Source organism: Flavobacterium ammonificans (assembly GCF_020885975.1).
Lineage (GTDB): Bacteria > Bacteroidota > Bacteroidia > Flavobacteriales > Flavobacteriaceae > Flavobacterium > Flavobacterium ammonificans.
On the sequence record NZ_AP025183.1, the window covers coordinates 232,214 to 246,552 of the forward strand.

The 14,339-nt window shown below is 34.1% G+C and carries 8 protein-coding genes; all 8 read right to left on the reverse strand.

Annotated elements, in window-relative coordinates:
• Positions 1 to 31: 31 nt before the first annotated feature.
• The 8 genes from LPC23_RS01085 to LPC23_RS01120 all read right to left on the reverse strand — a co-directional run bounded on the left by LPC23_RS01085 (position 32) and on the right by LPC23_RS01120 (position 14,166).
• Positions 32 to 2,302, reverse strand: a complete 2,271-nt coding sequence (locus tag LPC23_RS01085; RefSeq protein WP_229330396.1) for an NADP-dependent malic enzyme — start codon at positions 2,300 to 2,302, stop codon at positions 32 to 34.
• A gap of 125 nt (positions 2,303 to 2,427) precedes the next feature.
• Positions 2,428 to 2,853, reverse strand: coding sequence for a CBS domain-containing protein (locus tag LPC23_RS01090; RefSeq protein ID WP_229325686.1), 426 nt, complete (start codon positions 2,851 to 2,853; stop codon positions 2,428 to 2,430).
• A 62-nt stretch (positions 2,854 to 2,915) separates the two neighbouring features.
• Positions 2,916 to 3,854: a carbohydrate kinase family protein gene (locus LPC23_RS01095; RefSeq protein WP_229330398.1), complete on the reverse strand. Its 939-nt coding sequence runs from the start codon at positions 3,852 to 3,854 to the stop codon at positions 2,916 to 2,918.
• A 27-nt stretch (positions 3,855 to 3,881) separates the two neighbouring features.
• A complete protein-coding gene (locus LPC23_RS01100) occupies positions 3,882 to 5,189 on the reverse strand; it encodes an MFS transporter (RefSeq protein ID WP_229330400.1) in 1,308 nt (435 codons plus the stop codon).
• 137 nt (positions 5,190 to 5,326) lie between these two features.
• Entirely contained in the window at positions 5,327 to 6,238 is a 912-nt protein-coding gene (locus LPC23_RS01105; RefSeq protein ID WP_229330402.1) for a GyrI-like domain-containing protein, read from the reverse strand.
• A 13-nt stretch (positions 6,239 to 6,251) separates the two neighbouring features.
• Entirely contained in the window at positions 6,252 to 7,610 is a 1,359-nt protein-coding gene (locus LPC23_RS01110; RefSeq protein WP_229330404.1) for a vanadium-dependent haloperoxidase, read from the reverse strand.
• 9 nt (positions 7,611 to 7,619) lie between these two features.
• Positions 7,620 to 10,874, reverse strand: a complete 3,255-nt coding sequence (locus LPC23_RS01115; RefSeq protein WP_229330406.1) for a VCBS repeat-containing protein — start codon at positions 10,872 to 10,874, stop codon at positions 7,620 to 7,622.
• Positions 10,867 to 14,166, reverse strand: coding sequence for a CRTAC1 family protein (locus LPC23_RS01120; protein ID WP_229330408.1), 3,300 nt, complete (start codon positions 14,164 to 14,166; stop codon positions 10,867 to 10,869). Before LPC23_RS01120 ends, LPC23_RS01115 begins: the two co-directional genes overlap by 8 nt.
• Positions 14,167 to 14,339 lie beyond the last annotated feature (173 nt).

A 14,339-nucleotide genomic window follows, 5' to 3' on the forward strand; every position in this document is an offset into this window, starting at 1 on the left:
AATTTAGTGGGGAATTGTATAGAATTAGTACTTATTTTTTCTGTTTTTCTTGAGCATCAATTACTGCAATTGCAGCCATATTTACCATTTCTTCAACACTGGCACCCAATTGAAAAATATGAACTGGTTTACCCATTCCTAACATAATTGGACCAATAGATTCAATACTATTTAGTTCTTTTAAAAGTTTGTACGTAATATTAGCTGATTCTAAATTCGGAAAAATTAAAGTATTTACCTTTTTTCCAGCTAACTTAGAAAAAGGGAATTTTTTCTCTAACATCTCTTGATTTAAAGCAAAATCGGCTTGAATTTCTCCGTCTACAACTAGTTCTGGATGATTTTTATGTAAATAAGCAACCGCTTCTCTAACTTTTGCAGCACTTTCATTAGTAGAAGAACCAAAATTAGAAAAAGATACCATCGCAATTACTGGTTCAATACCAAACATTCTGGCAGTTTTTGCAGTCATTACAGCAATTTTAGCCAAATCATCTGCTGAAGGATTGATATTAATTGCGGTATCAGACAAAAACATAGGTCCGCGAGTTGTTAGCATTAAATTGGTTGTAGCTACAATAGAAGCATTTGGTGCTTTATCAATTAACTGCAACATCGGTTTTACTACTGACGGATAACTTCTAGAGTGACCGGAAACAAGTGCATCAGCCTCACCTTCGTTGACCATCATAGCGGCAAAATAATTTCTTTCTCGCATTAATTTTTGAGCATCTAAAAAAGAAATACCTCTTCTTTGTCTCGTTTTCCAATAGGCTGAAGCAAATCGATTTCTACGTTCTTCTTCATTCACTTTTGGATCAATAATTACTACATCAGCATCAAAACCTATCTCTGCCTTTAATTCCAAAATAACTTCTTTGTCTCCTAATAAAATCGGATACCCTATTCCTTCTTCATGAACAATTTGAGCTGCTTTCAACACATCTAAATGATCTGCTTCAGCGAAAACAATACGTTTTGGATCTATCTTGGCTCTATTGGTAATTAATCGAACCATTTTATTATCATGTCCAAGGCGCTCTAAAAGCATTTCCTCATATTCGATCCAATCTGTAATTGGGTTTAATGCCACACCTGAATCCATAGCTGCTTTAGCAACTGCAGGTGCTACAACCGTAATCAATCGTGGATCAAATGGAGACGGAATAATATAATCTCTACCAAAAGTAAGTTTAGTAACTCCATAAGCTATATTAACTTGCTCTGGGACATTCTCTTTTGCCAATGCTGCCAATGCTCTTACTGCCGCCATTTTCATAGCTTCATTAATTTTGGTAGCACGAACGTCTAAAGCTCCTCTAAATATGTAGGGAAATCCAAGAACATTATTTACTTGATTAGGAAAATCAGATCTTCCCGTAGCCATAATAACGTCTTTTCTTGTTGCTATTGCAAGATTATAATCGATTTCGGGTGTCGGATTTGCCATAGCAAAAACGATTGGATGATCCGCCATAGATAACAACATCTCTGGAGACATGATATCTCCTGATGATAAACCTAAAAAGATATCAGCACCAACTAAAGCTTCAGCCAAACTCATTTGCGGCATATCTTTAGCATATTGAAGTTGTAAAGGTGATAAAGACGGATTGTCTTTAGTCAACAAACCTTTACTGTTAAACATCAAGATGTTTTCTAATTTAATTCCTAAAAGCACATACATATTAGCACAAGCCAAGGCTGCAGAACCAGCTCCTGAAACCACCATTTTCATATCTTCTGCTTTTTTTCCTGCTAATTCTAATGCATTCAAAAGAGCCGCAGACGAAATAATCGCAGTACCATGTTGATCATCGTGCATTACCGGAATATTCAATTCTTCAACTAAACGACGCTCAATTTCAAAAGACTCTGGAGCTTTGATATCTTCCAAATTGATTCCTCCAAAAGTTGGCGCAATATTTTTAACCGTTTGGATAAATTCTTCTACATTCTTCGTGTCTACTTCAATGTCAAACACATCAATTCCTGCAAATATTTTAAACAACACTCCCTTTCCTTCCATTACTGGCTTGGAAGCTTCAGGGCCAATGTCGCCAAGTCCTAAAACTGCAGTTCCATTAGAAATTACAGCTACTAAATTGCCTTTTGTTGTATATTTATAAACGTCATTAACATCTTTCGCAATTTCTAAACAAGGTTCAGCAACACCAGGAGAATAGGCTAATGACAAATCTCTTTGTGTAGCATACTTTTTAGTTGGGGTTACTTGAATTTTTCCTGGTTGAGGATGTGAATGATAAAATAATGCGTCGCTTTTTTTATTGTTTTTATCCATTTCAATTTGAATTTAAAGATGTGCAAAGATAGAATTCTTATGCAAAAAAAGTGGTTTTAAATAGAGTCTTTTCAAAACACAAAAAGCTGCATCGATTGCAGCTTTTTTTTAAAATAATTTAATAATTATTGAGAAATGTACGAGTTCAAATGATTAATAGTGTCTTTTTGAATTTCAATAATTGCTTTTACTACATCACTGATTGAAATTATTCCCACCACAACATTATTCTCCATTACAGGTAGGTGTCTAATTTTCTTTGAATTCATTAATTCCATGCAGTAATCAAGATTATCAGAGGGCTTTATACAGATAACCTCACTCACCATAATTTCATTAACCAAAGTGTTTTTTGAAGTTTTTTCTTTTAACACAATTTTACGGGCATAATCTCTTTCCGATAAAATTCCTTTTAAGATTGTGTCTTCAATCACTAGGATAGCTCCAATATTTTTTTCGCTCATCGCTGTTAGGGCCTCATACACTGTATTGGTTGGTAATACAGCATACACTTCATTCCCTTTTGAACTAAGAATTTGATTTACAGTCATAATTTTAAGATTTAGTGAACCCTAAAGTTAAGAAAATATTCATTCGAAGCACAAAACTGCGACTAATTACTTGAAGCTAAGTATTCTTTAATATTAATTCCCTCAGGTAATCGACCCACATTTTGTAATTTAAGGACGGCTAACTTTTGAGCAATTGTAATGGTTTCTTCGAAGTCTTTTCCTAACAAACGGGCATATAAAAAACCGGTCCAAAAAGCATCTCCAGCTCCTGTAGTATCTTTTATTTCATCTATATGAGTTGCTTGTTGGTGCACCATTCCAAACTCTTTATCTGATAAAACGACTCCATCTTTACCTTTGGTTAAACAAATGGTGGAAGCACCTAAATTATGAAAATAATCAAAAATATAGTCTTCCGTTTTAGATGCAGCAAAAAGTCGGTAACAATCGTCTTCGCTTAATTTTACAAGTGGATTGGTAGATAAATACTCTTTCAACACCAACTTGGCTTCTTCTCTATCAGGCCAAATTCGCTCTGAAAAATTAATATCAATACTCGTTAACAATCCTAATTCTTTAGCTTTTTTAGCGCTTTCAACTATAGTAGTTCGGGCAGGATTTTTACTTAATGCAAAACAAGTGGTATGGAAAATTTTAGCACTTTCAAGTAAATCCAATGGGATTTGAGAAGGTAAAATTTGATAATCTGCTTCTCTGTATGGAATAAAGTCTGGAGTTCCTGTAGATTTTGAAACAAATATAACCGAAGTGGGTTCTGTTTCTGAGCGTCTAACCTGCGATGTGATCACATGATTATCTTTCAATTTTCTCACAATATATTCTCCCAAACCATCTTCGCCACAGGTGGCAACAATAACCGATTTTAATCCTAATCGAGTGGCATTTACTGCAACATTTGTTGGTGATCCACCTAGAAAACGGTGATAATCTTTAGTTCTATTGATGGAGGTATTCACTTCATGCCCTATAAAATCAATAAGGACTTCACCTGCACATATCAAGTCTACTGTTTTTTTCAATTGTAACGTTCTATTTAATAGTTGAATCTAATTATTGTATTGAGTGCTTTTTTTGGATTGAATTAATAAAGTACAAGCCGCACCTATTAGTAACAATACACCCGAAAAAGTTATTGCCAATCGAGCATCGTTGTTTAAAAAGTTTTTAAGAATATAGCCAAAAGTCAAATTTTGAAATATCATTGGAATTACAATCATCATATTGATTATTCCCATGTAAACTCCATAACGTTCTTTTGGTATGTGATTTACAATTATTAAATAGGGAATTCCCATCATACTTGCCCAACCAATTCCGTATCCAATTATGATTGCAAAAAACAGGTATTCATTTTGAACCGTTGGAAATACTAAAAAACAAATTGCTGCTAAAACTAGACAAGCAAAATGAACTAATTTTGGACTGTATCTTTTAGCCAACTTAGCCAAATAAAACGCAACCGAAAAAGTGATTACGAAACCAAAGGCTCCGATTAATCCGTTCCATTCTACAGCATTTTCATACAGTGATTTGTTTTTTGGTGTAGTATTCCAAACTGAAAGCGCTATACTTTTGGCATTATTTTGCCAATAACACATTAAAGCGTACCACTGAAATAAATACACTAAGAACAACTGCCACATTACTTTAGGCATTTCTAATACCGCCTTATAAATATCAATAAAAGGTGAAAAAATATTTAAAGGTTCTGATTTTAAAAGTGCTAACTCCTCTGGTGTGGGAGGAATTTCAGGGGTTTTTCTCATACTCCACCATATAGAAGTAATTGACAATACCGATCCAAGGAAAAAGGAAGCATATATCCAATTAGGCAATGAACCCGTATATCCTACAAAAACAATTGGAAATAAGAAAAGTGAAATATAGGATAAAAACTGTCCGAAACCGGTGAAAAAACTTTGCGCTTGAAAGCCCATTGGTTGCTGTTCTTCATCTAATGTATCAGCAACAAAAGCTCTGTAAGGTTCCATCGCAGTATTGTTTCCAACATCCAAAAGTAAAAGCAAACTAGCTGCCATCCATAACGAACTACTAAAAGGATAGAGTAATAACGCAACACTACAAATCATGGCACCAATAAAAAAATAAGGCTTTCGTCTTCCCCAACGTGGATGCCAAGTTTTGTCACTCATAGCACCTATTATGGGTTGAATAATCAATCCCGTTAATGGGCCTGCAAGATTTAAAATTGGAATTTGATCTGGATTGGCTCCTAAGAAATCATAAATAGGATTCACCGCACTTTGTTGCAAACCAAAACTATATTGAATCCCAAAAAATCCAACATTCATGTTAATTATTTGCCAGAAATTGAGTTTGATTTTTTTTAACATTGGATCTTGGTTTAATTAGTTAGCTCATAAATGTAATTGTAATATCTCAAATTTGAACTTAAAATAAACAAAAAACGTTTTCGGTTTAGGCGAAAACGTTTTCGGATATGTTGTTATACTGAAGGAAAAATAATGACCTAGTTCGCTGAAAAAGGAATAATAACTTTAGTCTCCCACTCTAATTCATTACCTCCATTAAATGGATTTGCTAAAAAGTTCTCTAGCACTCTATTTTCTAATTCAATTCCATTTCTCTTAGCATGATCTAACAAAGCAAACCAAGCGCGATCAGAGGTTCTAAAATTACCGTAATAGGTCGCTTTTAAACCTTTAACAGACTCAATTGTTTTGAATTTAACTTGTTGGTGCGGAACTACTTTTGCCTGCTTTGAGACAGGAAAACAATAATTAAATTCGACAAGTTCTTTATCCCTATCCCATCGAGTAATTTCAGCATAGGGTTTTCCTATAATTTTGATATTATTATTGTGCAAATAGCCAGTAATTATTCCATCATTGGCAATCATAGTTTGTGCTTTTTGTTGCATCACACTTTTTAAACTTAAATAGGCCACATAAACAGGTGCAGTCTCTCCCTCTCCTTCTAATTTAACTTTAAACAACTTCAAATGATCTTCAAGTCCAGTTTTAAATTCTTTAATCCTCTTAATTTGAGATTGTTTAAAAGGTGTATCCATAAAAGGTACTGTTAACTTATTATACCAGCTATTTTTATGGTCTTTGATATCAATTACCACTTTTGTTGTAGAGTCATTAAGAGATTTAATATTCCAAGTGTATTCTAATTGATTACTTCCTTTGCTAATTTTTTGACGGATTAATTCATAATTTTTCTTTTCAACTACTTCATAATTCTCTTGATTATTTTTTGTTTGGGCAGTTGACCATTCTTCAATTCCTTGAAAAACTGGTCCAGTGGCCGCTTTGACATTAAAAGTAATAGTATAATCGGCTGATTTAATTAAAAAATACCAGCCCATAAACAAAATAAAAACAACTCCTATTACCATTAAAATATTCTTCTTCATATTCAATTTAAAATTATTTTGATTTAAAAAAACGTAGTTCATTGTTGATGTAGTTCCCAATATTTGTGCCTTGATCAACGCCATTTTCTATTGCAGCACGGTAATGAATTCCGCCATACAATCTGCTAATAGAGGCTTCGGAAGCAGCTTGCTTGAATGACTTAAAATCTCTTTTTGGCAATCCAAAAGGAATTTCAGAATCATCTGTATAACTAAAATTATCCCCAAATATTGAAGTTAAAATTATTGACGAACAAGACGATACCACAGAATGTCCACTCGTATATTCCGGAAATGGCGGTGTTTGCAACTGCGGTTTCCAATCCTCGTCTATGTATAAATTAATATAGGTTTCTGGACGAATCACATTCGTTCTGTATTTTTCATGCCAGCAACTAATAAAACTTTCAAATATCCCAATAGATGTTTTGGTAAAAGTAAAAACAGTGGTCTCAAAATTTGATTTTGTCTTCTTTAATGCAATTTTAGCGATGTTAATCCAATGCGCATCCGGAGTATTTTTCTTTTTAGCAAACATCATATGACCTTGCGTTACGGTAGCATATGGATTACAATCCCAAAAAGTAGCAATTGCTGATTCTTCAGGAATTTCGTTCGACTTCGCATTTTCAATTGCTACTAATTTTTCAGACATTTTATTTCCTACATCATAGGTCTCTTTGGCTTCTTTATAAAACAACGAATTCTTGTCTGTAGAAAATGGATGTGGTGCTTTTGGCTTGAATTGTGCTGCAGAGTCCATTACTAAAGTTCGAATTGTTCCCCAATGTGGCTCAACTCCATCCATATAAGCAGGAGGAGTAGGTTGCCATCTGCCTGGTTGATCCGTATGAACTGAAAACTTAGGAAAAGTTCGTGACTGCTTGTAATTATCTTTACTCATCCAGATTTTAATTCTATCTACTACTTTCAAAGCGTAATCTCTAGAAACTTCAAACTCTTTTTTATTTTCAGAGGTCCACTTTTCATACAAACTGTCTCTGTATTGTTCTAATGCTTGTTCTGAAAAAATTAATTGTTTACTTACTTCCATATGAGCAATTAATGCTGCTAGCTTTTGATTCACTCCTAACTTTTTATCTAAAGTTGGAATAGAATCCAAACCGTTCAATTGTCCTTGTAAACTTTCAAACTCAGTACTGTTTTGAGCGATAATTTCATAAGCGGCAATATTTGGATATACATATACTCTAGCCGCAACGGGTGGAGAAAAAATATCATGAACCATAATTCCCGTTACAGTATCTACCGCAGCACAATAATCATCGGTAGTTACTACTATGGGTTGGTCTTTTTTACAAGCACTAAAAAGAACCAACAATAATCCCAAAAGAGTAATTTTAATTTTCATATTATTTATTTATTTATTTCGAGGCAGATCGTATACTTCTGCTTTCTTATTATTGATAGTTACCAAAAGGTATTTCTTACCATTAAACGGAATAATATCTAAATGGCGAACTGCTTTTTGAGACAAATCTATTCCAAGTTGGTGACCCAAATAAATGGTTTTATGGTTTTTGATTAGAGCTCCAGAAAATCCATCGAAACGACTATGATAAGGCGTTACACCAAAGTAATTCCCTGCTGCAAAAATCTCTTGTTTTCCATCACCATCAAAATCTGATGCAACAAAACTTGTAATTGGACTTACCTGCATTTTGTTAGAAAACGGCACAAAGGTAAATTTTCCCTTGTCATTTCTCAAATATCCCGATTGTAAATTATGCACTTCATACAAGGCTGCTTTTTCTAAAAGCGACACATCAAAAATTTCTTCGACTTTTTTACCTGCAAAAGATTTATAATTATTGAATTTTTTCTTCAACATACCGCTGAATTCTTCTACTAATTCATCTAATCCCATTGTAGGATAATAATTCCCATTTTTCTCTATGGCCACTATGGTTTCAAATGTTCCATTGAGGTCAAAATCATCATAGTACATCTTCATAGGAAATTCTTTTGATGATTTAAATTTGGAATTCATTCCCCAATTACCCACTACATAATCTTGATCGCCATCTTGATCAATATCAAATGCAGCTATTGATTGCCATAAACCATTCAATTTTTCAGGCAATACACTATCTGTAATTTCTTTGAAATTCCCTTTACTATTGGCGAAAAATTTAGGTTTCATCCATTCGCCAACAACAATTAAATCTAGATTTCCATCTTTATTAAAATCAGTTACAATAGCATCTGTAACCATTCCAATTCCAGAAAAAGTGGCCGCTTGCACAATAGTAAAAATGCCTTTATTGTTATTGAATAAATAACAGTCTGGCATCTTTCCAAAACTATTGTACTTTGAATTGTTCCCAATAAACAAATCTAAATCACCGTCTTTATCGTAATCAAACGCTTTAATCACCGATGCATTCATTGCCTTCGTTTCAGGAAAAATACTTTTAGTCAAACTAGCTCCTAAATACAGACGATGAACCAAATCAGCAGCAAATTGTCCACTTCCTGAAGCTACAATTAAATCGTTTTGACGATCCCCATTAAAATCAGCAATAACTGCTGACGCATCTTCATAAATAGAATCGGAAACAATAGATGTATACTTCTTTCTTGTAAATCCATTCCCATTTTGAAGGTATATTGCCGCTTGTTTTCCTTGTGCCCCTCCAAAGAAAACATCACTTTTTCCATCATTATTTAAATCGCCAATAACTGTTGCAGGTCCGCGATCCGAACGTTGGTATGGAATCAATTTTTGGGCTGTAAAATCAACAAAATCATTTTCTTGATGTATAAAATCAATTCCTAAATTGGTGGTTGATTTTTTAAAAACAGGTAGCACTCCAGCTTGTAAGGTTGCATAATTAAATGATTTTCTATTCTTACTGGGCTTAACCGTAAGAGTTTGATTCGTTTTTACCTTTGTTAGCGTTTGGTATGTTTTATCGGGCCAAATGATTTTAACAGAATCAACCTGAGTGCTATTTCCAAAACCAAAATGGGCTATAGGTTCTGAACTGGATTGAAATCCACGTGCCGTTTGAATGTCTTTAAACTGCTTTTGTCCTTTGACATATGAGATGACTTTAGCGCCAACACCAAAAGTGTTTTTCCCTCCAAACTGTAGTTTAATTTTTAAATAATTCGCTTTTTCGTTAGTGGTATTGATATAAATTGAAGCAACACTATTTAAATTATTAGTCACAACGTCTAAATCACCATCATTATCTAAATCGGCATACGCACCTCCATTAGAAATAATGGAATCGTTTTCTATCCAATCGTTAGAACGATTTTTAAATTGTAAATCTTTAGACCCTTGAAAGATGTAATTAGTAACATTAGCCGAAGGCATTTTATTCAAAGCTTGTTTGTCTAACAATTTAGTCGAACTTAACTTGGTTTTTATACTTGCATTCGAATAGTATTTGATGTAATCCAAATCGTTTGGTCTTTTTGGGATTCCATTGCATACAAAAATATCTTGTTCACCATCTTGGTCATAATCAGCAAATAAAGTACTCCAACTCCAATCAGTTGCTGCTACACCACTCAAAAGCGCAGTTTCAGTAAAATGCTTACCTCCTTGATTGATTTGCAACATGTTTCGAGTATACTGATAGTGGTAGCCTAACTTTTCTGTACGGTATTTTAACATTTGTGGGTTGTCATCACCTGCAGATGATTTTAAAGCAGTTTCGTCCTCAGGAAGCATGTCCAAAGTCATTAAATCTGGAAATCCATCGTGATTAATGTCGGCAGCATCTACACCCATAGAGAAGCGGCTGGTATGTCCAAAATAACTTTTCATAGACTCGGTAAAAGTCCCATCACCATTATTCAAATAATAATAATCATCTTCGTGAAAATCATTAGAAACATAAATATCTGGATTGCCATCTAAATTAAAATCAGCAATAGCTATTCCTAAACCATATCCGTTTGCTCCACCAAAAATTCCTGCTTTTTCGCTTACGTCCACAAAATGACCGTTGTTGTTTTGAAACAACTTATCACCGCTTTCGTAACTTCTTTTATTTCTAATATCCGCTTTTCCATAAGAGGACTCTGAATGAATCGCATGATTCAACAAATACATATCCAAATCTCCATCATTATCATAATCAAAGAATGCAGCCGATGTACTGAAATTGTCTAAGTCTAGGCCATATTCTGCAGCACGTTCAGTAAACGTATTGTCTTTGTTGTTAATGTACAATTCGTTGTGCCCTTCAAAGCCGTTGATTCCTACTACAGCACAAACATAAATATCCAAATAACCATCGCCATTAACATCCGCCATTACAGCCCCTGTGTTCCAATCGCTTTCGCCTTCAACACCCGCTTTGATAGAAATATCTTCAAATTTATTTCCGCCTTTATTCAGGTACAATTTGTTTTTCCCTTGGTTAGACGTAAAATAAATATCTACCAAACCGTCATTATTGATGTCGCCTAGCGCCACTCCGCCCCCATTATAGTAATACAGATAATCTAAAATAGAAATCCCTTTAGATTCATCCAATTGGTTCACAAACTGCACCTTACTTTCGTCAGGAGACAATTTGTCAAACAATTGTTTTTCTTTTTTGGAACAGCCCGAAATAATAAGTGAGGCTACAACTATTTTGATGAAATTATTCATTGATAGTAAACAGTTTAGGTGAGCCATTATTCACTACCGCTATAAATGAAGTGGTTTTATTTTTAGTTCGAATAGTTTTCATCTTTTGTACTTCGCCAGTAATAAATAGTCCTGATTTTGGGTATGATACTAGACTAAATTTTCCTTTTTTATTTCCCAATAAAACACTTCCGTGACTGGCATCCAAACGACCAAATTGAGGTTTGAATTCGTATTGATTGCCTCCTAAAACAATATCTAAAATTCCATCTTTGTTGATATCCATCACACAAGAAGTGTTGACAGATGACAACTGCGCCTCTTGAGGCATTATCTGTATTTCAAATTGACCATTGCCTTTGTTTATAGCAATGATACTTTCTTGAATAACTGCCACTTTTTGTAAGGAATTAGTAATCACTTCTGGCGAAAAAATCTCTTGAATGGATTTCTTAGCATAATCGCCATAACTCAAGTTTTTCTTCTTGATAGAAGGGATTTGTTTTGCCAATTCTTGCTTCAAATTAATTGGCATGTCTTTTCCATCGATTGTTCGTGTAGTAATTTGTTCAATCGTTCCGTTACTATCAAAATCATTAGTAAACAATCGCATCGGATTTTTAGCTGTTGCTTTGTACGATGTATTTGTTCCTTTATTCCCTAGAATGAAATCTTTTTTGCCATCCTTGTTTAAATCAACGCATTGTACTGAATTCCAAAACCCAGTGTAGTCCGTTAAATTGGATTTAAAAACAGTCAAACGTTTTCCTGAATTTCTGAATATTTGAGGCGCAATCCAATCGCCAACAACGATTAAATCTTTCTTCCCGTCATTATCAATGTCTTCCCAACCGGCATCTGTAATCATTCCTGCAGTATTTAGCTTAAAAGCTTTTTTATCAATAACATTAATGAAATTTCCTTTTCCGTCATTTTCTAATAATAAATGTTTTGGGTCGATACCATACACTCCGGGAACACTTCTACTACCTATAAAAATATCTACATCACCATCTTGATCATAATCGTAAGGAGCAATAACGGCAACATTGGCATTTGCAGAAGGAATCGCAGTTTTGGATTTTGTAAAAACTCCTTTTCCGTTGTTCAAATACAAACGACTTTTAAAATTTTCTGGACTGGTTCTTTCATTGCCACCAGAACCTACTACTAAATCCAAATCACCATCACCGTCTACATCGAGAAAACTAGCGGCAGTATCTTCAAAATTGGCATCAGCTTCTAGAGCTGCTTGGGAAGTTAGACTAAAATTAGTTCCTTTATTTATATATAGTTTTCCAGATTGTCCTTTGGCTCCGCCAATAAATACATCCTCATTTCCATCGCCATTAACATCCCCAACAGCTAATGAGGGGCCTTCTTGAGAAAGCATTTTAGAGATCAATCCTTCATAATCAAAATCAATGAAATCATTTTCTTTGTGCGCTACCCAGTTGGAAGCAACTTCTTTTAATAGTGGTTTTGTAGTTGTTGTTTTAACTACATAGTCTGATGTAGCATTCGCAATTGATAAATTAACAGTGGTGTTTAAAGCAACTTTTCTAATCATTTGCGTTTTGCCATTTGGCCAAATAACCTGCATTGAATCCACTTTTTTGGTTCCTAAACCAAACGTCATTACATAATCTACAGACGATTGAAAACCTCTCGAAGGTATTAACTCCTGACGAATAATTGATTTACCAGAATACAATTCTACAACACTTCCTACTGCAAATTTATTTTTAAGATCACCTTTAAGTTTCACTTTTAAAAAGCGATTGGCTTTATTTTTTTCCGAGTTATTTCTGTAAACAAAAGATTCCATGTTCACATTATTCACTACTAAATCTAAATCGCCATCATTATCTAAATCACCATACGCTGCCCCATTAGAAAAACTTGGCGTATCCAAGCCCCAATTAGTCGCTTTGTTATCAAAGGTTAAATTGGCATTGTTTTTAAAGGCATAATTAGGTATTGGAGTACTTGGCATTTTAGCAATGATCGTTTCTATATCCTCTTTCTGACCCGTCACAACCATTTTTTGCATTAATTCATTGGCAAAAAAGTCCATAAAATCCTGATTAGTCAAATCGTGGTAAATACCATTACATACATAAATATCTTTGAACCCATCATTATCCATATCAAAAATTAATGCACCCCAACTCCAATCTGTTTTTCCAACTCCAGCAAAGTTGGCGATTTCAGTGAAATGAGTTCCATTATTGATATGCAAAGCATTAGACATGTACTGATTAAAGAAATCCATGTTTAATTTTCGTCGTAATAAATCATAATTTTCAAAACTAGTAGTCGTTTTAAGACGCTCATCGCCTTCTGGTAGCATATCGGTGGTGAAGATATCAGCTCTTCCATCATTATTGATATCAGCTAAATCAGCACCCATAGAAGACTGACTCAGGTGAGTTGCCCAGGTTTGAATTTGTTCAGAAAATGTTCCGTTTTTATTATTAATATACAAATAGTCTCTTTCATAAAAGTCATTGGATACATAAATATCTGGATACAAATCCCCATTGACATCACCAACAGTAACTCCTAATCCAAAACCAATCAAACTTCCAAAAATACCCGAAGTCTCACTGACATCAACAAATTTTCCGTTATCATTGCGTAGTAACTTATCGCCACCGCCTTTTAAAATGTCAGCCACTTTCCAATCTTTGTCACGCAACTCTCTTTTATTAGAATAGTTCAAAGAACTCACTGGAATAAAACTATTATTTAAAATATAGCAATCTAAATCGCCATCTTTATCGTAATCAAAAAAAGCGGCATGAGTAGTAATTCCAGTATCTGCTAAATTGTATTCAGCCGCTTTTTCTGTAAAAGTGCTGTTTCCATTGTTAATATACAATTGGCTTTTTCGAATGGCATCAATATTGCTTCCTGCATCCAAAACATAAATATCTAAAAACCCATCACCATTAATATCGACCATCACCACACCGGTTGACCAAGCCTTTTTCCCTTGAATGCCTGATGCAACTGAGATATCTTCAAATTTGAACTCCCCTTTATTGAGATACAATTTATTAGCACCCTGATTTGAAATAAAAAAAACATCGGCTAATCCATCATTATTGATGTCCCCAATGGCTACACCACCTCCATTATAAAAATTTCGGTATTTAAAAATGTTCATATTCTCTCCATTTTTGACCTCATTGGTGAAATCGATACCCGTTTGAGATGCATCCAATAGCGTAAACAAAGAATCAGAATTGCCCTTAGAACAACTCACAAAAACAGATAAAGAAACAAACAAAAGCAGGCGGTACAACATGGTCAAATGAAGATTTATTTTATAACTATAATAAGGAGCAATTTATGTAAAAAGGAGTAGATAAAAAAATTAAAAATAGCTTAAAAAGTACTAAAACTAAACTACAATTTACAAAAAAAGAGCCCTAAGGCTCTAAAAAAAATGAGGAGGGTACTTACCCTCCTCATTCTATT

Bases quoted from the DNA above. Each gene is read 5' to 3' on its own strand.
- LPC23_RS01105 (WP_229330402.1), bottom strand. From the start codon at position 6,238: ATGAAGAAGAATATTTTAATGGTAATAGGAGTTGTTTTTATTTTGTTT.
- LPC23_RS01100 (WP_229330400.1), bottom strand. From the start codon at position 5,189: ATGTTAAAAAAAATCAAACTCAATTTCTGGCAAATAATTAACATGAAT.
- LPC23_RS01090 (WP_229325686.1), bottom strand. From the start codon at position 2,853: ATGACTGTAAATCAAATTCTTAGTTCAAAAGGGAATGAAGTGTATGCT.
- LPC23_RS01110 (WP_229330404.1), bottom strand. From the start codon at position 7,610: ATGAAAATTAAAATTACTCTTTTGGGATTATTGTTGGTTCTTTTTAGT.
- LPC23_RS01115 (WP_229330406.1), bottom strand. From the start codon at position 10,874: ATGAATAATTTCATCAAAATAGTTGTAGCCTCACTTATTATTTCGGGC.
- LPC23_RS01120 (WP_229330408.1), bottom strand. From the start codon at position 14,166: ATGTTGTACCGCCTGCTTTTGTTTGTTTCTTTATCTGTTTTTGTGAGT.
- LPC23_RS01085 (WP_229330396.1), bottom strand. From the start codon at position 2,302: ATGGATAAAAACAATAAAAAAAGCGACGCATTATTTTATCATTCACAT.